This is a genomic window from Streptomyces sp. NEAU-YJ-81 (assembly GCF_017592595.1).
Lineage (GTDB): Bacteria > Actinomycetota > Actinomycetes > Streptomycetales > Streptomycetaceae > Streptomyces > Streptomyces hygroscopicus_B.
Genome location: NZ_JAGFNO010000019.1, coordinates 19,952 through 44,790 on the forward strand (window position 1 = coordinate 19,952; position 24,839 = coordinate 44,790).

The 24,839-nt window shown below is 72.0% G+C and carries 1 protein-coding gene; it reads left to right on the plus strand.

Annotated features, from left to right (window positions below; genetic code table 11):
* Positions 1-4: 4 nt before the first annotated feature.
* The gene (locus tag J5X86_RS31865) at positions 5-24,826 is read left to right on the plus strand and encodes a type I polyketide synthase (protein ID WP_208520164.1); all 24,822 of its coding nucleotides are present in this window, start codon (positions 5-7) and stop codon (positions 24,824-24,826) included.
* Positions 24,827-24,839: the final 13 nt, after the last annotated feature.

Sequence of the window (24,839 nt, forward strand, 5' to 3'; positions counted from 1 at the left end):
TTTCATGGTGAACGAAGATAGGCTTCGGGACTACCTCAAACGGGTAACGGCAGATCTGCACCAAGCGCGCCAACGCCTGCGCGAGCTGGAGGCAGGAGAGCAGGAGCCCATCGCGATCGTGGCGATGAGCTGCCGTTTCCCGGGCGGTGTGGGGAGCCCCGAGGACCTGTGGCGGTTGGTGGCCGGCGGTGGTGACGCCATCTCCGACTTCCCGTCCAACCGTGGCTGGGACGTGGACGGGATGTACGACCCCGATCCCGAGAGCTCGGGCACGTTCTACTCCCGTGAGGGTGGTTTCCTTCACGACGCGGCCGAGTTCGACGCGGGCTTCTTCGGGATCTCGCCGCGTGAGGCCCTTGCCATGGATCCGCAGCAGCGGTTGCTGCTGGAGACCTCATGGGAGGCGTTCGAGCGTGCGGGCATCGCTCCGGGGTCGGTGAAGGGCCGTCGAGGCGGTGTCTTCGTGGGAGCCTCGACCTCGGGTTACGGGGCGGATGTCGACGAGGTCCCGGAGGAAGCCGAAGGCCATTTGCTGACGGGTACCTCGACTTCCGTCGTATCAGGCCGTATCGCGTACACCTTCGGTCTCGAGGGGCCCGCGGTGACCGTGGACACGGCGTGTTCTTCGTCGCTGGTGGCGCTCCATCTCGCGGCACAGGCGCTGCGCCAGGGTGAGTGTGACCTGGCGCTGGCCGGTGGTGTGACGGTGATGTCGTCCCCGAGCGCCTTCGTGGAGTTCAGCCGGCAGCGTGGGCTGGCACCCGATGGCCGGTGCAAGCCGTACGCGGACGCCGCGGATGGTACGGGCTGGTCCGAGGGCGTCGGCATGCTGCTCGTGGAGCGGCTGTCGGACGCGCGCCGACACGGCCACCCGGTACTGGCGGTCGTGCGGGGTTCGGCGGTGAACCAGGACGGTGCGTCCAACGGTCTGACGGCGCCCAACGGCCCGTCCCAGCAGCGGGTCATCCGGGACGCCCTGTCGAGCGCCCGGCTGGCCCCGGCCGATGTGGACGTGGTGGAAGGGCACGGGACCGGTACGTCCCTGGGCGACCCGATCGAGGCGCAGGCGCTGCTGGCCACCTACGGCCAGGAGCGGCCGGAGGGCCGCCCGCTATGGCTGGGCGCGCTCAAGTCGAACATCGGGCACACCCAGGCCGCGGCCGGTGTCGCCGGTGTCATCAAGATGGTGATGGCGATGCGGCACGGTGTGTTGCCGCAGACGCTGCATGTGGACGAGCCCTCGCGTCAGGTGGACTGGTCGGCGGGCGAGGTGCGGCTGCTGACGGAGGCCACCGACTGGCCCGAGACCGAGCAGCCGCGCCGGGCCGGTGTCTCCGCCTTCGGTGTGAGCGGCACCAACGCGCACACCATCATCGAGCAGGCCCCGCCGGTCGAGGACGAGGCCGAGGCGACCCCGGTGTCCGAGGGTGACACTGGTGTGGCCACCTGGCTGCTGTCGGGTCGTGACTCGGACGCGCTGCGCGCCCAGGCCGCCCGGCTCAAGGCGTTCCTGCTGGAGCGGACCGAGCTGAGCGCCCAGGACGTCGGCCATTCCCTGGTGGCGACCCGGTCGATGTTCGAGCACCGCGCGGTGGTGTCCGGTGCGAACCATGCGGAACTCCTCGCCGGGCTCGAAGCCGTGGCCACGGGCGATGTCGCTCCCGCCGTGGCCCAGGGCGTGGCGGGGACGGCCGTCAAAACGGCGTTCCTCTTCTCGGGTCAGGGCGCGCAGCGCCTTGGGATGGGCCGGGAGCTGTACGACGGCTTCCCCGTGTTCGCCCAGGCGCTGGACGAGGTGTGTGCGCACCTGGATGTCGTGTTGGACCGCCCGCTGCGTGAGGTGGTGTTCGCGGCGGAGGGGAGCGCGGACGCCGAGCTGCTGGACCAGACGGCGTTCACCCAGCCGGCGCTGTTCGCCATCGAGGTGGCGTTGTTCCGGCTGTTGGAGCACTGGGGCGTCACCCCGGATGTGCTGATCGGCCACTCCATCGGCGAGATCGCCGCCGCCCACGTGGCCGGGGTGTTCTCCCTGGAGGACGCCTGCACGCTGGTGGCGGCCCGCGGCCGGTTGATGCAGGCGCTGCCCGAGGGCGGCGCCATGGTGGCGGTGCAGGCGTCGGAGGAGGAGATCGCCGGTTCGCTCGCCGGTCGTGAGGCCGAGGTGAGCATCGCCGCCGTCAACGGCCCCACCGCCGTCGTCATCGCCGGTGACGAGGCCGCGGTGCTGGAGATCGCGGCCCAGTGGTCGGAACAAGGTCGTAAGACGAGCCGGCTGAAGGTCAGTCACGCTTTCCACTCCCCGCGTATGGACGCGATGCTGGACGACTTCCGCCGTGTCGTGCGGGGGCTGTCCTTCCAGACTCCTACCCAGGCATTGGTTTCCAATGTCACCGGCGAGCCCGTTGGCGCCGAAGAAATCAGCTCGCCCGACTACTGGGTGCGGCATGTGCGCGAGGCCGTGCGGTTCGCCGACGGCATACGCTCCCTCCATGCCCAGGGCGTGACCGCCTACCTGGAGGTCGGGCCCGATGGTGTGCTCTCGGCGATGGCCCGGGACTGCCTGGCGGCCGAGTCGGCGTCGGCCCCGGTCGTGGTGCCCGTTCTGCGCAAGGGACGCCCCGACGCACAGGCTGTGATGGCCGCGCTGACCGAGGCCCACGTCCACGGTGTGACGGTGAACTGGGCGCAGGTCTTCGACGGGCGGGGCGCCCGCAAGGTTGAGCTGCCGACGTACCCCTTCCAGCGTCAGCGCTACTGGCTGGAGGGTACGAGCGCGGCGTCCAAGAGGTCCGCCGCGGACAGTGTGGACGCGCGGTTCTGGGACGCGGTGGAGCGCGAAGACCTGGAGGCGCTGGCCCAGGCGCTGGATGTCGACGGCGCCGGCTCACTCGGCGAACTGCTGCCCGCGCTGTCCTCGTACCGGCGCCAGCAGCGTGACCGGGCCACCGTCGACGGCTGGCGGTACCGGATTTCATGGAAGCCGGTCTCGGAGATCCCCGCTGCCACCCTTTCGGGGACATGGCTCGTGGTCGTCCCCGCCTCCGGCGTCGATGACACCTTCGGGGAGTCGGCGTCCGCCGCTCTCCAGCGGCACGGTGCCGATGTCGTCCGCGTGGTGGCGGACGAGAGCGACCTTGCCCCCGGTGTGCTGGCCGAGCGGCTGCGCGAGATCGCCACCGGCCTGCCCGGGATCGGCGGTGTGCTGTCCCTGGTGGGGCCGGACGAGCGGCCCTGCACCGAGCACCCGGTGGTCTCCCGTGGCCTGGCGCTGACCCTGACGCTGGTGCGGGCCCTGGCCGAGGCGGACATCGAGGCCCGACTGTGGTGCGGCACCCGGGGGGCCGTGTCGGTGGGCCGCTCCGACCAGCTCACCAGCCCCGCACAGGCGGAGATTTGGGGCCTCGGCCGGGTCGCGGCCATGGAACACCCGCGGATCTGGGGCGGCCTCGTCGATCTGCCGGAGACGCTGGACGAGCGCGCCGCCGCGCGACTGGCCTGGGCACTGTCCGCCGAAGGCGGCGAGGACCAGGTGGCACTGCGCGGATCCGGAGCGTACGCCCGGCGCCTTTCCCGCATCGCGGTCGGCAACGAGTCGGCCGAGCGCGCGTGGCGGCCCCGGGGCTCGGTGCTGATCACCGGTGGCACCGGCGCCCTGGGCGCGCAGGTGGCGCGCTGGGCCGTACGCGAGGGCGCCGAACACCTGGTGCTGACGAGCCGTCGCGGCCCGGCGGCCGAAGGCGCTTCCGAGCTCAAGGCGGAACTCGAGGAACTGGGCGCCGAGGTGACCGTCGCGGCCTGCGACGCCGCCGACCGGGACGCCCTCGCCGCGGTGCTGGCCGCCATTCCCGAGCGGCACCCCCTGAGCGCCGTCGTGCACGCGGCGGGCATCCTGGACGACGGCGTGCTGGACGGCCTGACCGTCGACCAGCTCGCCGGGACCCTGACCGCGAAGGTGGAGGGCGCGCGGCAGCTGCACGAGCTGACCGAAGGACTGTCGCTCGACGCGTTCGTGCTGTTCTCCTCCTTCGCCGGCGTCGTCGGCGGCGCGGGCCAGGCCGCCTACGCGGCGGCCAACGCCTACTTGGACGCGCTGGCGCAGCAGCGCCGCGCTCAGGGCCTGGCCGCCACCGCGGTCGCCTGGGGCCCGTGGGCCGAGAGCGGCATGGCCGCGAGCGGCCGCGCCGGGGACCGGATGCGCGGCGGGCCACTGCCCCCCATGACGCCCTCGCTGGCCGTGGACGCGCTGCGCTGGGCCGTCGGCCACGACGAGGCCGCGCTGGTCGTGGCCGACATCGACTGGTCCGGCATGGCCTCGATGATGAGCGCGGGCCCCAGCGCCCTCGTCAGCGACATCCCCGAGGCACGCGAGTTCCTGACCGCCTCGGGTGGTGCCGCCGCCCGGACAGAGCCGGGATCCGGCCTGCCGGAGCAACTGGCCGGACTTTCGGACGCCGAACAGCGCGCTGTCCTGCTGGACCTCATCCGCACCCACGCGGCCTCGGCGCTCGGCCACTTCTCGGCGGACTCCGTCGAGCCCGGCCGTGCCTTCCGGGACCTCGGGTTCGACTCCCTCACCGCCATCGAGCTGCGCAACCGGCTCGACCTGGCCACCGGTCTGCGCCTGCCGTCGACCCTCGTCTTCGACTACCCGACCGCCGAGGTGCTCGCCGGCCATCTGCTTCAGGAGCTGGGCGGCGCCCACACCGATGCGGTCGGCTCGACGGTGGCGCACCGGGTGCGGCCCGATGACGACGACCCCATCGCGATCGTGGCGATGAGCTGCCGCTTCCCCGGAGGCGTCGAGACCCCGCAGGACCTGTGGCGCCTCCTGGCCGAAGGCGGCGACGCCATCGCCGGGTTCCCCGGCGACCGTGGCTGGGACGTCGAGGGGATGTATCACCCGGACCCCGAGCACCCAAACACCTTCTACGCCCGCGAGGGCGGCTTCCTCTACGGGGCGCCCCAGTTCGACCCGGTGTTCTTCGGCATCTCGCCGCGCGAGGCGATGGCCATGGACCCGCAGCAGCGACTGCTGCTGGAGACGTCGTGGGAGGCGTTCGAGTACGCGGGCGTCAAGCCGGCCGCGCTGCGGGGCACCCGCACCGGTGTGTTCGTCGGCACCAACGGCCAGGACTACTCCACGATCATGCTCGACGCCCCCGAGGACTTCGGTGGCCATGTGGGCACGGGCAGCGCGGCCAGCGTGGTGTCCGGGCGCATCTCGTACACGTTCGGCCTCGAGGGGCCGGCGATGACGGTGGACACGGCGTGTTCGTCGTCGCTGGTGGCGCTGCATCTCGCGGCGCAGGCGCTGCGCCAGGGCGAGTGCGACCTGGCGCTCGCCGGTGGTGTGTCGGTGATGTCGACACCGGGTGCCTTCGTCGAGTTCAGCCGCCAGCGCGGGCTGGCGCCCGACGGCCGGTGCAAGCCGTTCGCGGAGGGCGCGGATGGCACCGGCTGGTCCGAGGGTGTCGGCATGCTGCTCGTGGAGCGGCTGTCGGACGCGCGGAAGAACGGCCACCCGGTGCTGGCGGTGGTGCGAGGCAGCGCCATCAACCAGGACGGTGCGTCCAACGGTCTGACGGCGCCGAACGGCCCCTCGCAGCAGCGGGTCATCCGGCAGGCGCTGGCCAGCGCCGGACTGTCGGCCGCCGAGGTGGACGCGGTCGAGGCGCACGGCACCGGTACGACGCTGGGCGACCCGATCGAGGCGCAGGCTCTGCTCGCCACCTACGGCCAGGAGCGGCCGGAGGGCCACCCGCTGTGGCTGGGCGCCGTCAAGTCCAACCTCGGCCATACGCAGGCCGCGGCGGGCGTGGCCGGGGTCATCAAGATGGTGATGGCCATGCGTGCGGGCATGCTGCCGATGACGCTGCATGTGGATGAGCCGTCGCGGGAGGTGGACTGGTCGGCGGGCGAGGTGCGGCTGCTGACGGAGGCCACCGCGTGGCCGGAGACTGGCCGGCCGCGCCGGGCCGGTATCTCCTCGTTCGGACTGAGCGGGACCAACGCCCACACGATCATCGAGCAGGCTCCTGACCTGGAAGAGGCCGCGGCCTCGGAGGCGGTCGCGCCCGAGGCGCCGGTGTCGGCGGCCGTGGTGCCGTGGCTGGTTTCCGGGAAGAACCGGGAGGCGCTGCGGGCGCAGGCCGAGCGGCTGTACGGGCATGTGGCGGCCCGCGAAGACGTCGGTGTGCTCGACGTCGGGCACACCCTGGCGGCCAGGTCGGTGTTCGAGCACCGGGCCGTGCTGGTGGGTGAGGACCGCGAGACCCTGCTGCGTGGCCTGCAGGCTCTCGCGCAGGGCGGAATCGCCTCGGGAGCCGTCCAGGGACAGGCCGTAACCGGCGGAAAGTCGGCGTTCCTGTTCTCGGGTCAGGGTGCGCAGCGCCTGGGCATGGGGCGTGAGCTGTATGACGCCTTCCCGGTGTTCGCCCGCGCCTTGGACGAGGTGTGCGCACATCTCGATGTGATGCTGGATCGTCCGCTGCGTGAGGTGATCTTCGCGGCGGAGGGCAGCGCGGACGCCGAGCTGCTGGACCAGACGGCCTTCACTCAGCCCGCGCTCTTTGCCATCGAGGTGGCACTCTTCCGGTTGTTGGAGCACTGGGGTGTCACCCCGGATGTGGTGATCGGTCACTCCATCGGTGAGATCGCCGCCGCCCACGTGGCTGGGGTGTTCTCGCTGGAGGACGCGTGCACGCTGGTGGCCGCCCGTGGTCGCCTGATGCAGGCGCTGCCCGAGGGCGGGGCCATGGTCGCCATCGAGGCGTCCGAGGAAGAGATCGCCGGTTCGCTCGCCGGTCGTGAGGCCGAGGTGAGCATCGCCGCGGTCAACGGCCCGACGGCCGTGGTCATCGCGGGCGATGAGCCCGCGGCGCTGGAGATCGCGGGACAGTGGGCGGAGCAGGGTCGCAAGACCCGCCGCCTGCGGGTCAGCCACGCCTTCCACTCGCCGCGCATGGACGCGATGCTGGACGACTTCCGTGACGTCGTCACGGGCCTGTCCTTCCAGACACCGTCCATCGCCCTGGTCTCCAATGTGACGGGCGAGGCGGCGAGCCGCGACGAGGTGTGCACGCCGGAGTACTGGGTGCGCCACGTCCGGGAAGCGGTGCGGTTCGCGGACGGCATGCGGGCACTCACCGCCCAGGGCGTCACCAGGTTCCTGGAGGTAGGCCCCGACGGTGTGCTGTCCGCGATGGCGCGGGACTGCCTGACGGCGGACCAGACCGCGGCCACGGCCGTGGTGCCGGTGCTGCGCAAGGACCGTCCCGAGGCCCAGGCGCTGACCATGGCGCTGGCCGAACTCCACGTCCACGGAGCCTCGGTGGAGTGGGAGTCCGTGATCGCCGGGCGCGGTGCGCGGATGGTGGAGCTGCCGACGTACGCCTTCCAGCGCGAGCGGTTCTGGCCCGAGGTGTCCATCTCCCTGAACGGCTTGAACGCGTCGAGCGCCGTGGACTCGGTGGACGCGCGGTTCTGGGAAGCGGTCGAGCGCGAGGATCTCGAAGCGCTCGCCGAGACGCTCGACGTCGACGGCGAGACGCCGCTGAGCGCGGTGCTGCCCGCCCTGTCCACGTACCACCGCAACCGGCGTGACCAGTCCACGATCGACAACTGGCGCTACCGGGTGGCCTGGAAGCCGGTCTCGGACGTGGCCGATGGGTCGCTGTCGGGAACGTGGCTGGTAGTGGTACCGGCCTCCCGCGCCGAGGACGACCTGGTGACGGAGATCGTCTCCGGGCTCGAGCGGCATGGCGCGGGCGTGGTGTCGCTGGTGGCCGACGAGCGGGACCTCGACGCCGAGGCGCTGGGGGAGCGGCTGCGTGCGGCGACAGCCGACGCGCCCGCACTGAGCGGCGTGTTGTCCCTGCTCGCCCTGGACGAGGAGCTCTGCCCGGAGCACCCGGCGCTGTCGAACGGTCTCGCCCTGACGCTGACGTTGGTGCGGGCCATGGCGGACGCCGGAATCGAGGCTTCGCTGTGGTCCGGTACGCGGGGTGCCGTGTCGGTGGGCCGCTCCGAACGGCTCAGCCACCCGAAGCAGGCGATGGTGTGGGCGCTCGGCCGGGTGGCCGCGCTGGAGCTGCCGCAGCTGTGGGGTGGCCTGGTCGATCTGCCCGAGACGCTCGATGAGCGTGCGGTGGCGCGCCTGGCCGGTGTGCTGTCCGCCGAGGCCACCGAGGACCAGGTCGCGGTGCGCGGCTCGGGCGTGTTCGCACGCCGCCTGACGCGATCGGCCGCACCCGCTGCCGACGGCACGACATGGCGGGCGCGTGGCACGGTGCTGGTGACCGGTGGCACGGGTGCGCTGGGCGGGCAGGTGGCCCGCTGGCTGGTGCGCAACGGTGCCGAACACTTGGTGCTGACCAGCCGTCGTGGTCTCGAGGCGCCGGGCGCGCCCGAGCTGCGTGAGGAACTGGAGGCGCTGGGCGCCCGGGTGACCGTGGCGGCCTGTGACGTGGCCGACCGTGAGCAACTGGCCGCGGTGCTGGACGCCGTTCCGCGGGAGTATCCGCTGACGGCGGTCGTCCACGCGGCGGGCGCCAACGGAGTGGCGCCGCTGACGGAGACCGGGCTGGCCGACGCCGCCGCCGTGGTCTCCGGCAAGGTGGCCGGCGCCGTCAACCTGGACGAGCTGCTGGGCGACCGTGAGCTGGACGCGTTCGTGGTCTTCTCCTCGATCGCCGGTGTGTGGGGCAGCGGAGGCCAGGCCGCCTACGGTGCTGCCAACGCCTACCTGGACGCGCTGGTGGAGGACCGCCGTGCGCGGGGTCTCGCCGGTACGGCCGTGGCCTGGGGCCCCTGGGCCGAGGGCGGCATGGCGGCCGGAGACGAGGCCGACCAGCTGGCGCGTCGCGGTCTGCCCGCGATGGTGCCCGGCCTGGCGATCGCCGCGCTGCAGGGAGCGGTCGCGGGTGACGAGGGTCTGGTCACGGTCGCCGATGTGGACTGGGAGCGGTTCGCCCCCGCGTTCACGATCGGGCGGCCGAGCCCGCTCCTCGGGGATCTGCCCGAGGTCCAGCGGGCGCTGGCGAACGCCGAGAACGCCGAAGGCACCGGTACCGGTTCGGCACTGCGGGAGCGCCTGACGGGCCTCACCGAGGCCGAGATCGACCGGACTCTGCTCGACCTGGTGCGCGCCCACGCCGCGGCCGTCCTCGGCTTCGCGGGTGCGGAGGCGGTCGAGCCCGGCCGTGCGTTCAAGGAGCTGGGCTTCGACTCGCTCACGGCCGTTGAGTTCCGTAACCGGCTGAACGCGGAGACCGGACTGGTCCTGCCGGCCACGCTGGTCTTCGACTACCCGAGCGCCACGGTGCTGGCCGGCCATCTGCGTGCCGAGGTGCTCGGGACGCGGGACGCGGTGACCGCGCCGTCGGCGGTAATGGTCCCGGCCGACGACGACCCGATCGCGATCGTCGGAATGAGCTGCCGCTTCCCGGGCGGTGTGCGCAGCCCGGAAGAGCTCTGGAACCTCGTGGCGGCCGGTACGGACGCCATCATGGACTTCCCCTCCGACCGTGGCTGGGATGTCGAGGGGATGTACGACCCCGACCCGGAGCGGTCGGGCACGTTCTACGCCCGCGAGGGCGGGTTCCTCGACGGGGCGAGCGAGTTCGACGCGGCGTTCTTCGGGATCTCGCCGCGTGAGGCGCTCGCCATGGATCCGCAGCAGCGGCTGCTGCTGGAGACCTCCTGGGAGGCGTTCGAGCGGGCCGGTATCGACCCGGCGTCCGTGCGTGGCAGCCAGATCGGCGTCTACGTCGGAGCCGCGACCTCCGGTTACGGAGTGGGGCTGAACGAGATCCCCGAGGGGCTCGAAGGGCAGCTGCTGACCGGTAGCGCCACTTCGGTCGTCTCGGGCCGCATCTCCTACACCATGGGTCTGGAGGGACCCGCGCTGACGGTGGACACGGCGTGCTCGTCGTCGCTGGTCGCCCTGCACCAGGCCGCGCAGGCGGTGCGCCAGGGCGAGTGCTCCATGGCGCTCGCCGGTGGCGTCACCGTGATGACCAGCCCGGCCGCCTTCGTGGAGTTCAGCCGCCAGCGCGGCCTCGCCCCCGACGGCCGGTGCAAGCCGTTCGCGGACGCCGCGGACGGCACCGGCTGGTCCGAGGGCGTGGGCATGCTGCTCGTGGAGCGGCTGTCGGACGCCAAGCGCAACGGCCACCAGGTGCTGGCCATCGTGCGGGGCTCGGCGGTGAACCAGGACGGTGCGAGCAACGGTCTGACGGCGCCGAACGGCCCCTCGCAGCAGCGAGTGATCCGCCAGGCCCTCGCCAACGCCAGGCTGTCGTCGGCCGACGTCCAGGTGATCGAGGCACACGGCACCGGAACGACCCTGGGTGACCCGATCGAGGCGCAGGCGCTGCTGGCCACCTACGGCCAGGAGCGCCCGGAGGACCTGCCGCTCTGGCTGGGATCGATCAAGTCGAACATCGGTCACACCCAGGCCGCGGCCGGTGTCGCCGGTGTCATCAAGATGGTGATGGCCATGCGGCACGGTGTGTTGCCGCAGACGCTGCATGTGGACGAGCCCTCGCGTCAGGTGGACTGGTCGGCGGGCGAGGTGCGGCTGCTGACCGAGGCCGCCGCATGGCCCGAGACCGAGCAGCCGCGCCGGGCGGGTATCTCCGCCTTCGGTGTGAGCGGCACCAACGCGCACACCATCATCGAACAGGCCCCGGTCCAGGACGAGGCGGAGCCCGCCCCGGCCCCCGTTGACGACCACGGCATGACCCCCTGGGTGCTCTCCGCCCGGAGCCCGGAAGCCCTGTGTGCCCAGGCCGAGCGGCTGCGAGCCCACCTTTCCGAGGGGGCCGAGTCCGGTGTGCTGGACATCGCCGAATCGCTGGTCGCCACGCGATCGGTGTTCGAGCACCGTGCGGTGCTGCTGGGCACCGACCGTGAGGCGCTGCTGCGTGGCCTGGAGACCGTCGCCGCCGGGGACGACGCCCCCGGCATCGTCCAGGGGCAGGCGGCCAAGGCCGGAAAGACCGCGTTCCTGTTCACCGGCCAGGGTGCGCAGCGCCTGGGTATGGGCCGGGAGCTGTACGACGCCTTCCCGGTGTTCGCCCGTGCGCTGGACGAGGTGTGTGCGCGCCTGGATGTGGTGCTGGATCGTCCGCTCACCGAGGTGATGTTCGCGGCCGAGGGGAGCGCGGACGCCGAGCTGCTGGATCAGACGGCGTTCACCCAGCCGGCGCTGTTCGCCATCGAGGTGGCGTTGTTCCGGCTGTTGGAGCACTGGGGTGTCACCCCGGATGTGCTGATCGGCCACTCCATCGGCGAGATCGCCGCCGCCCACGTGGCCGGGGTGTTCTCGCTTGAGGACGCCTGCGCCCTGGTGGCCGCCCGCGGTCGACTGATGCAGGCGCTGCCCGAGGGCGGCGCGATGGTCGCCGTCGAGGCGTCGGAGAAGGAGATCGCCCGTTCGCTCGCCGGGCGTGAGGCCGAGCTGAGCATGGCCGCCGTCAACGGCCCGAACGCCGTGGTGATCGCCGGTGACGAGGAAGCGGCGCTGGAGATCGCCGCCCAGTGGGCGGAGCAGGGCCGCAAGACCCGCCGCCTGCGCGTCAGCCACGCCTTCCACTCCCCGCATATGGACGCGATGCTGGACGGCTTCCGCGCCGTCGCGGAGACGCTCACCTACCACGGCCCGTCCACCGCGTTCATCTCGAACGTCACGGGCGAGCAGGCCGGTGCCGAAGAGGTGTGCTCGCCGGAGTACTGGGTGCGGCACGTGCGCGAGACCGTCCGCTTCCTCAACGGGGTGCGGACCCTCGAAGCGCAGGGCGTCACCACCTACATCGAGGTGGGCCCCGACGGTGTGCTGTCCGCGATGGCCCAGGACTGCCTGACCGAACCGGTCGACGACATCGCGGCCGACGACACACCGGCCCCCCTGCTGGTCCCGGTGCTGCGCAAGGACCGTCCCGAGACGCAGGCGCTCGTCGCGGCTCTCGCCGAAACACACGTCCACGGCGAAACCGTCGACTGGCGGGCCTTCTTCGCCGGACGTGGCGCCCGCCGGGTGGACCTGCCCACCTACGCGTTCCAGTACCAGCGCTACTGGCTGGAGGCCGGCACCGCGGCGGGAGACGCCGCCGCCTTCGGCCTCGACCCCGCCGATCACCCGCTGCTGGGCGGAGCGGTCCCCGTCGCGGGCACCGACAGCCTGGTCTTCACCGGAACGCTCTCGCTGCACACCCAGCCCTGGCTGGCGGACCATGTCCTGCGCGGCGAGGCGGTCCTGGCCACCACGGCCCTCGTCGAACTGGCGATTCGCGCCGGTGACGAGGTCGGCCTCGGCCATGTGGAAGAGCTCGTCAGCCAGGCGCCGCTGGTCCTCCCCCGAGGGAGCGGAGTCCAGATTCAGCTCGTCCTCGGCGAGGAGGACGAGTTCGGCACCCGCTCGCTGGAGATGTACTCGCGAGTGGCCGAGCCGGCGGACGAGGACGAGGACGAGTGGATCTGCCACGCCAGCGGTGTGCTCGCCCCCGAGCCGGACGATCTCGCCACCGCCGAAGGAGCGGTGCGCTTCGCCTCCGCCGCATGGCCCCCGCCCGGCGCCGAGCGCGTCGAGGTGGACGGCCTGTACGAGATGCTCGCCGAAGGCGGCCTCGTCTACGGACCTTCCTTCCGTGGCCTGCGAGCGGTGTGGCAGCGCGATGACGAGGTGTTCGCCGAGATCAGCCTGGCCGAGGAGTCCGTTGCGGACGCCGAGCGGTTCGGACTGCACCCGGCCCTTCTGGACGCGGCGTTGCAGCCGCTCGGCCTCGGAGTGCTGGACGGCGTGGGGCGCGGCCGCATCCTGTTCAGCCTGGCCGGGGTGTCGCTGTACGCGGAAGGCGCCTCCGAGCTGCGTGTCCGGCTCGCCCGCACGGGCCCGGAGACCCTCTCCCTGGCCGCGGTCGACGGAGTCGGCGAGGCCGTGGTCTCCGCCGACACGCTGACGCTGCGCCAGGTCGCCACGGACCAGCCGGAGCTCCCGGCACCGAAGACGACCGAGACCCTGCCGGAGCCCGCCGTCTCGCCCGAGACGAGCGCCGACGCTCTGGTGGCCACCGAATCCCCCGTGGCCACCGAAACCCCTGCTGAGGAGACCACTGCCATGCCGCCTGCCCGTCGACGCAGGACCGCACGGCGCACCGCCCAGCGGGGCGGCCCGGAGGCCGGGCCGCTCGCATCGCTGAGGGAGCGCCTGGCCGGGCTCTCCGAGCCCGAGCAGGACCGCGTGCTGCTCGAGATAATCCGCACGCATGTCGCGGCGGTGCTCGGACACGACTCCGCCGACCAGGTCCAGGGCTCGCAGGCGTTCAAGGACCTCGGCTTCAGCTCGCTGACCGCCGTCGAGTTCCGCAACCGGGTGAGCAAGGCCATTGGCCTGCGCATCCCGGCGACCGCCGTGTTCGACTACCCGACCCCCGTCGAACTGGCGAAGTTCGCCCGTGCCGAGGTCCTCGGCTCGCTGACCGGGGCGCGGCAGCCGGCGCCGGTCGCGGTGGCGGACAGCGACGAGCCGATCGTGATCGTGGGGATGAGCTGCCGCTATCCCGGAGGGGTGGCCACCCCGGAGGATCTGTGGGACCTCGTCGCGCAGGGCCGGGACGGCATCTCGCCCTTCCCGACGGACCGCGGCTGGGACGTGGAGAACCTCTACGACCCGGACCCGGACGAGCCCGGCAAGTGCTACACGCAGGAAGGCGGCTTCCTGCACGGCGCCAGCCAGTTCGACCCGGCGTTCTTCGGGATCTCGCCGCGTGAGGCGATCGCGATGGACCCGCAGCACCGTCTGCTGCTGGAAACCTCGTGGGAGGCGCTGGAGCGCGCCGGTATCGACCCGCTCTCGGCGAAGGGCAGCCAGACCGGCGTCTTCGCGGGCGTGACCTACCAGGACTACGGCGGTGTCCTCGCCGGATCTCAGGAGGCCGTCGAGGGCCTCGTCGGCACCGGTGTCTCGCCGAGTGTGCTTTCGGGCCGTATCTCCTACACCATGGGCCTCGAGGGGCCCGCCATGACGGTGGACACCGCGTGCTCGTCGTCGCTGGTCGCCCTGCATCTCGCATGGCAGGCGCTGCGCCAGGGCGAGTGCTCGCTGGCGCTGGCCGGTGGTGTGACGGTGATGTCCACCCCGATGTCGCTGGTCGAGTTCAGCCGGCAGCGTGCGCTCGCCTCCGACGGACGCAGCAAGCCGTTCTCGGCCGCCGCGGACGGCGCGAGCTGGGCCGAAGGCGTCGGCATGCTCGTCCTCGAGCGGCTCTCGGATGCCCGCCGCAACGGACACCCGATCCTCGCCGTGGTGCGCGGTAGCGCGGTGAACCAGGACGGTGCGTCCAACGGTCTGACGGCGCCCAACGGCCCCTCGCAGCAGCGGGTCATCCGGCAGGCGCTGGCGAACGCCCGCCTGTCGGCCGCCGAGGTGGACGCGGTCGAGGCGCACGGCACGGGTACCTCGCTGGGCGACCCGATCGAGGCGCAGGCGCTGCTGGCCACCTACGGCCAGGAGCGTCCCGAGGGCCAGCCGCTGATGCTGGGCGCCATCAAGTCGAACATCGGCCACTCGCAGGCGGCCGCCGGTGTGGGCGGCGTCATCAAGATGGTGATGGCGATGCGTCACGGGGTGCTGCCGAAGACCCTGCACCTCGACGAGCCTTCGCCCCACGTGGACTGGACCGAGGGCGACGTCGAGCTGCTGGCCGAGGCCCAGCCGTGGCCGGAGACGGGACATCCGCGGCGCGCGGGTGTGTCGGCGTTCGGCATGAGCGGCACCAACGTGCACACCATCCTGGAGCAGGCTCCGGAGATCGAGGCGGCCGAGACCGCCGAGGTCGCCGAGGCCGAGGTTGCCGACGGCCCGGTGGCGTGGGTCGTGGCGGGCAAGAGCGGCGACGCGCTGCAGGCCCAGGCCGACGCGCTGCGGGAGTTCGTGGCCGAGCGCCCGGAGCTGCGGACTGCCGATGTGGCGCTCTCCCTGGCGACGACCAGGCCCGCGTTCCAGTACCGGGCCGCGGTGACCGGGACCAGCCGCGAGGAACTCCTCGAGCGCCTGGAGGCGGTGGCCCAGGGTGCGAAGGCACCGGGCGTGGTCCGCGCCAGCGCCGCCGAGGCAACTGGCCGTTCGGTGTTCGTGTTCCCCGGCCAGGGTGCGCAGTGGATGGGCATGGCGGTGGGGCTGCTCGAGAGCTCGCCGGTGTTCGCGGAGGCGATCGGCGAGTGTGAGTCGGCCCTGTCGGCTCATGTGGACTGGTCGTTGACGGATGTGCTGCGTGGTGCCGAGGGCGCTCCCGGTTTCGACCGGGTGGATGTCGTTCAGCCGGTGTTGTTCGCGGTGATGGTGTCGTTGGCGAAGTTGTGGCGTTCGGTGGGGATCGAGCCGGATGCCGTGATGGGTCACAGCCAGGGCGAGATCGCGGCGGCCTGTGTCGCGGGCGCGCTGTCGCTGGAGGACGCCGCGAAGGTGGTGACCTTGCGGTCGCAGGCGATCGCGGCGGGTCTTGCCGGTCGTGGTGGCATGGTGTCGGTCGGGTTGCCGGTCGACCAGGTCAAGGAGCGGATCGCCGCGTGGGACGGTGGAATATCCGTCGCCGCGGTCAACGGCCCCGGTTCCGTCGTGGTCTCCGGCGACCCGGGTGCGCTCGATGAGATGGTCGCCCAGCTCGAGGGCGAGGAGATTCGTGTTCGCCGGGTTCCGGTGGACTACGCCTCGCACTCGGCGCATGTGGAGGCGATCCACGAGGAGCTGCTGAAGGTCCTGGCGGACCTTGAACCGCGTACCTCCGAGGTGCCGTTCTACTCCACCGTGTCCGGTGAGCTGGTGGACGCCGCCGGTCTGGACGCCGAGTACTGGTACCGCAACTTGCGGCAGACCGTCGAACTGGAAGCCACCACCCGCACCCTGCTCGACAGCGGGCATGACGTGTTCATCGAGGTCAGCCCGCATCCCGTGCTGACCCTTCCGGTGCAGCAGACCGTGGAGGCCGCCGAGGCCCAGGCCGTGGTCGTCGGCACGCTGCGGCGCGACGAGGGCGGCCTGGAGCGATTCCTGACCTCGATCGCCGAACTTCATGTCAATGGGGTCGGTGTCGACTGGCGGAAGGTGTTCGGCGGACAGAGCGCCCGCCAGATCGACCTGCCCACCTACGCCTTCCAGCGGCAGCGGTACTGGCCGCAGCCGGCCGACGACGCCGGGTTCGGCAACGCCCCCGTCTCCGAGGCCGACGCGGTGGACGCCCGGTTCTGGGAGGCCGTCGAGCGTGAGGACCTCGAAGGACTTGCGCAGACGCTGGAGCTCGACGGGGAGGCGCCGCTGAGCGCGGTGCTGCCCGCCCTGTCGCAATACCGGCGAGGCAGGCGTGACCGCTCGACCGTCGACAACTGGCGCTACCGGATCAACTGGAAGCCCCTGATCGACCAGCCGTCGTCCGGCTCCGAGCAGGAGCAGGGCGCCCCGATCACCGGTACCTGGATGGTCGTCGTACCGCCGGTCGACACCGCCCGCGAACTGGCGGAGCGCATCGCGCGGGACGTGGAGCGCCACGGTGCCCGCATGGTGCGGGTCGACCTGGACGACTCGGAGCCGGAGCGGTCGTCGCTGACCGAACTCCTCCGGGACGCGGCCCCCCGCACGCCCTCCGCGGATGGCGCCGAGCAGGAGGGGACGCTCGCGATCGACGGAGTGCTCTCCCTGCTCGCGCTCGACGAGGAGGCACTCGCCGAACACCCGGGTGTTCCGCGGGGCTTCGCCGGCACCGTGACCCTGGTCCAGGCGCTGAGCGACATCGACATCGATGTGCCGCTCTGGCTCGCCACCACCGGAGCCGTGTCCGTGGGCCGCTCCGACCGGGTCGGCAGCGTCAAGCAGTCCCTGGTGTGGGGTCTGGGCCGAGTGGTCGGCCTGGAGTACGCACAGCGCTGGGGCGGTCTCGTCGACCTCCCCGAGTCGCCGGACGCGATCGACGACCGGGTGCTGAACCGTCTGGTCGGCCTGATCGGGCGCTCCGGTGACGAGGATCAGGTCGCGGTGCGCGCCTCCGGGATCTTCGGCCGTCGGCTCGTCCGGGCGCCCTTGGGCGACGCCCGGCCGGACCGTACCTGGGAGCCTCGCGGAAGCGTCCTGATCACCGGTGGTACCGGTGCCCTCGGTGGCCGCCTCGCCCGCTGGCTCGTCCAGGCCGGTGCCGAGCACCTGGTGCTGACCAGCCGCCGCGGCCCGGACGCCCCCGGCGCGGCCGAGCTGCGGGACGAGTTGACCGCTCTCGGCGCGCGGGTCACCGTCGCGGCCTGTGACGTCGCCGACCGTGACGCGTTGCGGGAGCTCCTCGACGGGCTGCCCGCGGAGTATCCGCTGACCGCGGTGGTGCACGCGGCCGGTGTGCTGGACGACGGCCTCATCGACACCCTCACCGTCCCCAGGGCGCAGGGTGTCTTCCGGCCCAAGGTGGACGCCGTGGTGAACCTCCATGAGCTGACCCAGGACCTGGACCTGTCCGCGTTCATCCTCTTCTCCTCCTACGCCGGAACCGTCGGTGGTGCCGGTCAGGGCAGCTACGCCGCCGCCAACGCCTTCCTCGACGCCCTGGCGCAGCAGCGCCGCACACAGGGCCTCGCGGCGACCTCGGTGGCATGGGGCGCCTGGGGCGGCGGTGGTCTGGTCGACGACGCCCTCGCGGCTCAGCTCAAGCGGCGCGGTATGCCGGCGCTGGAGCCCGTCCTCGCCGTCGACGCCCTTCAGCAGGTGCTCGATCACGACGAGGTCGACGTCACCGTCGCCGACGTGGACTGGGAGCGCTACGCCCCCGGATTCGCCGCGGCCCGGCCGCGTCCGCTGCTGAACGAACTGCCGGAGGTGCGGCAGGCCCTGGAGGCGGCGGAGGCCGAACTCGGCGCGTCGCTCACCGGGCTGGCCGAGCGCCTCGAAGGGCTGTCGGCCGTCGAACGCGAGGCGGAGGTGCTCGACCTCGTCAGGTCCCAGGCCGCCGAGGTGATCGGGTACCCGAGCGCCGACGCGGTGGAGCCCGACCGGGCCTTCAGGGACATCGGGTTCGACTCGCTGACCGCCGTGGAGCTGCGTAACGGCCTCAGCATGGCGGCCGGTGTGAACCTGCCGGTCACCGTGGCCTTCGACTACCCGACACCCACGGTGCTCGCCCGGTTCATCCTGGATGAGACGCAGGGCACCGCACCCGCGCCGGTGGACGACCTGCCGGTGGTGACGGGCACCGTCGTGGACGACGACCCGATCGCGATCGTGTCGATGAGCTGCCGCTTCCCCGGTGGGGTACGCACCCCCGAGGACCTGTGGCGGCTGGTCTCCGAGGGCAGCGATGCGATCAGCGCCTACCCGACCAACCGTGGCTGGGACCTCGACGACCTCTACGACCCGGACCCGGAGAACTCGGGCACCAGCTACTCGAGCGGCGGCGGCTTCGTCTATGACGCCGACGAGTTCGATCCGCAGTTCTTCGGGATCGCTCCGCGCGAGGCGCTGACCATCGACCCGCAGCAGCGGCTGCTGCTGGAGACCTCCTGGGAGGCGATCGAGCGGGCGGGCATCGACCCCATGTCGCTCAAGGGAAGCCGGACGGGCGTCTTCGCCGGAAGCAACGGCCAGGACTACATCGGTCTGCTGCTGACCGCCCCGGGCGGACCTGACGGCTACCTCGGAACGGGCAACGCGGCCAGCGTCGTATCGGGCCGTATCTCCTACACCTTCGGCCTCGAAGGACCGGCCGTCACGGTGGACACGGCGTGCTCGTCGTCGCTGGTGGCGCTGCACATGGCCGCGCAGTCGCTGCGCCAGGGCGAGTGCTCTCTCGCGCTGGCCGGCGGTGTCACGATCATGTCCAGCCCGGGATCGTTCGTGGACTTCAGCCGCCAGAAGGGGCTGTCGTCGGACGGGCGGTGCAAGGCGTTCGCCGCATCGGCGGACGGCACGGGCTGGTCGGAGGGCGTCGGCGTGCTGCTGCTCGAGCGGCTGTCGGACGCGCGGCGCAACGGTCACCCGGTGATGGCGATCGTGCGTGGCTCCGCGATCAACCAGGACGGTGCGTCCAACGGCATCACGGCGCCCAACGGCCCGTCGCAGCAGCGGGTCATCCGCCAGGCGCTGGCCAGCGCCGACCTCGCCGCCCACCAGGTGCAGGCGGTCGAGGCGCACGGCACCGGCACCAGGCTCGGCGACCCGATCGAGGCGCAGGCGCTGCTGGCCACCTACGGCCAGGGGCGGCCGGCGGACCAGCCGCTGTGGCTGGGCTCCATCAAGTCGAACCTCGGGCACACGCAGGCGGCCGCCGGTGTGGCCGGGATCATCAAGATGGTGATGGCCATGCGTGAGGGCGTGCTGCCGCAGACGCTCCATGTCGATGAGCCCACGCCGCATGTGGACTGGACGGCGGGCGAGGTCCGGCTGCTGACCGCGCCGACCGCGTGGCCGGCGAACGGCGAGCCGCGCCGGGCGGGCATCTCCTCGTTCGGCATCAGCGGCACCAATGCCCACACCATCATCGAGCAGGCCCCGGAGCCGGAGCCGGTGGAGCGGGTCCGTACGGACGACGCCCCCCAGGCCGACGCGGAAGCACTTCCCTGGACGGTCACCGGCAAGGGTGCCGAGGCGCTGCGCGCCCAGGCGAGGAACCTGCACGACTACGTGACGGCCCACCCCGAGCTCGACCTGAACGACGTGGGCCACTCGCTGGCGGCCACCCGGTCCGCCTTCGACCACCGCGCCGTGCTCCTGAGCGGCGACCGGGACGGGCTGCTGAGCGGTCTCGAGGCCATCGCCTCGGGTGCCACGACCCCCGGAGTCGTCCAGGGATCCGTGGGCACGGCCGGCAAGACGGCGTTCCTGTTCTCGGGTCAGGGTGCGCAGCGTCTGGGCATGGGACGGGAGCTGTACGACGCCTTCCCGGTGTTCGCCCGCGCCCTGGACGAGGTGTGCGCGTACCTCGATGTGCTGCTCGACCGGCCGTTGCAGGAGGTGATGTTCGCCGCCGAGGGCAGCGCGGATGCCGAGCTGCTGAACCAGACGGCGTTCACCCAGCCGGCGCTCTTCGCCATCGAGGTGGCGCTGTTCCGGCTGCTGGAGCACTGGGGCGTCACCGCGGATGTTCTGATCGGCCACTCGGTGGGCGAGGTCGCCGCGGCCCATGTGGCCGGGGTGCTCTCGTTGGAGGACGCGTGCGCGCTCATCGCGGCGCGCGGCCGTCTGATGCAGGCGCTGCCGGAGGGTGGCGCGATGGTGGCCATCCAGGCATCCGAGGAGGAGGTCGCGGCGTCGCTGGCCGGTCGTGAGACTGAGGTCAGCATGGCCGCGGTCAACGGCCCGACGGCCGTGGTCATCGCCGGTGATGAGGAAGCGGCACTGGAGATCGCCGAGCAGTGGGAGCAGGAGGGTCGCAAGACCCGTCGGCTGAAGGTCAGCCACGCCTTCCACTCGCCGCGCATGGACGCGATGCTGGACGACTTCCGTGACGTCGTCTCCGGCTTGTCCTTCCAGGCACCGTCGCTCTCCCTGGTCTCCAACCTCACGGGTGCGTCGGCGGGAGCCGCCGAGGTGTGCTCGCCGGAGTACTGGGTGCGGCACGTGCGGGAGGCGGTGCGCTTCGCGGACGGGGTACGCGCCCTGGAGAAGCTCGGGGTGACCTCGTTCCTGGAGGTGGGCCCCGACGGTGTGCTCACCGCGATGGCCCAGGACTGCCTGACGGCCGACGAGGGCGGAGACGCTCTCACCCTCGTCCCCGCGCTGCGCAAGAACCGCCCCGAGACCCAGTCGCTGACGACGGCGCTGGCCGAACTCCACGTCCACGGCACCACCGTGAACTGGTCGACGGCGTTCGCCGGACACGATGTGCGGCGGGTGGAACTGCCCACCTACGCCTTCCAGCGGCAGCGCTACTGGCCGAAGGCGCCCGGCCCGATGACCGGGGATGTCGCCTCCGCCGGGCTCAGCTCTCCCAACCACCCGCTGCTGGGTGCCGGAGTCGAGCTCGCGGGCAGCGACGGATTCCTGTTCACCAGCAGGCTGTCGGTGCAGAGCCAGCCGTGGCTCGCCGACCACGCGATCGGGGGCGCGGCGCTGTTCCCCGGGACCGGATTCCTCGAACTGGCCATCCGCGCCGCCGACCAGGTCGGCTGCGGCCGGGTCGAGGAGGTCACCCTGGCCACCCCGATGGTCCTGCCCGAGAACGAACCGGTCCAGGTGCAGCTCTGGGTGGGTGACACGGACGAGACGGGCTACCGCTCGCTCAGCCTGTACTCCCGCCCGGCCGACGCGTCCTCGGACGAGCCGTGGACGCAGCACGCGGCCGGTGCGCTGGCCCCGGCCGGTCCCGAGCCGTCGTTCGACCTGAGCGCATGGCCCCCGGCGGACGCCGAAGCCCTGGACATCAGCGACTTCTACGAGCGCTTCGCGGCCACCGGCTTCGCCTACGGCCCGGTGTTCCAGGGCCTGCGGGCCGCCTGGCGCTCCGGCGACGACGTCTACGTCGAGGTCGGTCTCGGTGAGAAGCACGCGTCGGACGCGGCCGACTTCGGCCTCCACCCCGCCCTGCTGGACGCCGCCGTGCAGGCGGTGACCTTCGTGGCCCTGGAGGACGTCGGCCTCTCCCGGCTCCCGTTCTCCTGGAGTGGAGTGTCGCTCCACGCCGGTGGCGCCTCCACCCTTCGGGTGCGGCTCACCCAGCTCGGACCGGATTCCATCTCCCTCGCGGTGGCCGACGGAACCGGCCGCCCCGTGGCGTCGATCGAATCCCTCGTGCTGCGCCCGGTGTCCGTGGAACACATCGACGCGGCCAGGACAGCGGCGTTCCGCGACTCGCTGTTCACGCTGGACTGGACCCCCGTCCCGGCCATCGCTCCGGCCGAGGTGGCAACGGCACAGTGGGCCGTGGTGGGCACCGACCCCTACGGACTGGCCGCCGGTGAGATCGCCGGGGCCGAGGTGACCGCCTACGCCGATCTCGAGGCGCTGGGCGCCGCGATCGACGGTGGCGCCGCTGCCCCGGAGGCCGTGCTGGTGTCCTACGCACCCGGTCTCGACGACCCGGCGGCGCAGGGCAAGCCCAAGAGCAAGGCGAAGGGCAGGGCCAAGGGCAAGAGCAAGGCCAAGCAGGGCCTGGAGCCCGCGGGCGCCATCCACGCGGTGACGCACCACACGCTGGGCTTGATCCAGGGCTGGCTCGGCGATCGCCGGTTCGCCTCCTCCCGACTGGTCTTCGTGACCTCGGGCGCCATGGCGCCCGAAGACCGCGACGAGACCCCGGACATGATCCACGCCCCCCTCTGGGGCATGGTGCGGTCCGCGCAGTCGGAGAACCCGAACTGCTTCGTCCTGGTGGACCTGGACCCGCAGGAGCCCGCCGAGGCATCCAAGGCGGCACTGCCCACGGTGCTCGCCGGCGACGAGCCGCAGGCCGTGGTCCGCGAGGGCACGGTGCTCGGTCAGCGCATGGCCCGGGTCTCCTCGGGCACCGCGCTGCTGCCGCCCGCGGGAGTGCGCGAATGGCGGCTGGACATGCACGCCAAGGGAACCCTGGAGAATCTGGCGCTGCTGCCCTGCCCCGATGCCACCGGAGCCCTGGGCGAGAACGAGATCAGGGTCGCGATGCGCGCGGCGGGTATGAACTTCCGCGATGTGCTCAACGCCCTGGGGATGTACCCCGGGGAGGCCGGGCCGCTCGGTGGCGAGGGCGCCGGCATCGTGACCGAGGTCGGCCCCGGAGTGACGAACCTGGTGCCCGGCGACCGGGTGATGGGCATCTTCAGCGGGTCGTTCGGCCCGGTCGCCATCACCGACCGGCGTGTCGTCGCCCGGGTCCCGGAGGACTGGACGTTCGAGCAGGCGGCCTCCACGCCCATCGTGTTCCTGACGGCCTATTACGCCATGGTGGACCTGGGCGGTCTCCAGGCCGGCCAGTCGGTGCTGGTGCATTCGGCGGCCGGTGGTGTGGGCATGGCCACGCTGCAGTTGGCGCGGCACCTCGGCGCCGAGGTCTTCGGTACGGCGAGTGAGGGCAAGTGGGACACTCTGCGGTCGCTGGGTCTGGACGACGAGCACATCGCGTCGTCGCGGACGCTGGACTTCGAGAAGCGCTTCCTCGATGTGACCGGCGGGCGCGGCATGGACGTGGTGCTCGACTCGCTGGCCCGGGAGTTCGTGGACGCGGGTCTGCGCCTGCTGCCGAGCGGCGGACGGTTCCTGGAGATGGGCAAGACCGACATCAGGGTGCCGGAGGAGGTGGCCGCCGAGTACAGCGGAGTCTCGTACCACGCGTTCGACCTCCTCGACGCCGGAGCCGACCGCATCGACGAGATGTGGGGCGACCTGATCTCGCTGTTCGAGGGCGGGGTGCTGCGGCCGCTGCCGGTGCGCACTTGGGATGTGCGCAGGGCGCCCGAGGCTTTCCGCTTCATCAGCCAGGCCCGGCATACCGGCAAGGTGGCGCTGACCATCCCGAGGACGCTGGACGGTCCGGGGACGGTGCTGATCACGGGTGGTACGGGTGGTCTGGGCGCGCTGTTGGCCCGTCATCTGGTGGTGGAGCACAAGGTTGAGCGTCTGGTGCTGACGAGTCGTCGTGGCGTGGAGGCGCCGGGTGCGGCGGAGTTGGTGGCGGAGCTGGCCGGGCTGGGTGCCAAGGCGGAGGTCGTGGCGTGCGATGTCGCCGACCGGGCGTCGGTGGAGAGCCTGCTGGCGGGTATCGGGTCGGAGCATCCGCTGTCGGCCGTGGTGCACGCGGCGGGTGTGCTGGATGACGGTGTGGTGGAGTCGCTGACGCCGGAGCGGGTGGACAAGGTGTTGCGTCCGAAGGTGGATGCCGCGCTGCACCTGCACGAGCTGACCCGCGACCTCGACCTCTCGGCCTTCATCCTGTTCTCCTCGGTCTCCGGTACCTTCGGCGGCGCCGGCCAGGCCAACTACGCGGCGGGCAACGCCTTCATGGACGCCCTGGCCCAGCACCGCAGGGCCGCCGGGCTCCCGGCCGCCTCGCTCGTCTGGGGGCCGTGGACGCAGGACGGCGGCATGACCACCGAACTGGCCGACGCCGACGTCACCCGGATGACCAGGACCGGCATGGTCGCCCTCACCCCCGAGGCCGGACTCGCGCTGTTCGACGCGACCCGCGATCTCGACGGTGCCGTCCTGGTGCCCATGACGATGGACATGTCCTCGCTGGGCGAGCCGGTACCCGCGCTCCTGCGCGGACTGGTGCGGGCCCCCGCGCGCAGGACCGCGGAGGCGGGCGCCGCGAGCACCACGGCCGACCCGGCCGCCGAGCTCAAGCAGCACCTGGCCGGGAAGTCCGAGACGGAGCGCGAGCGCATCCTGGTGGACCTGGTGTGCGAACAGGTGGCCGTCGTCCTGGGCTACGCGTCGGGACAGGCGATCGAGCCGGGACACGCGTTCAAGGACCTCGGCTTCGACTCCCTGTCGGCCGTCGAACTGCGCAACCGTCTCAACGCGATCACCGGAACACGGCTGCCGGCGACCCTGGTGTTCGACTACCCGACCCCGGCGGTGCTCGCACGGTTCCTGCGCGAGGAGGTCACCCCCGCCGACGGGCCCGCGACCGCGCCCGTCTTCGGAGAACTCGACCGGCTGGAATCCACCCTGTCGGGGCTCGACTCCGACGACAGCGAGACGCACGCCAAGGTCATGGAGCGACTCCAGGGCCTGGTGGCGAAGTGGTCCGCCGGCGGCACCGGGCCGGTGTCCGGCACCGCGCCGGCGCTGGACGACGACGCGGACGACGACAGCGAGATCGAATCGGCGACCGCCGACGAAATCTTCAAGCTCATCGATGACGAATTCGGAACGTCCTGACGTGGCGAGCAGA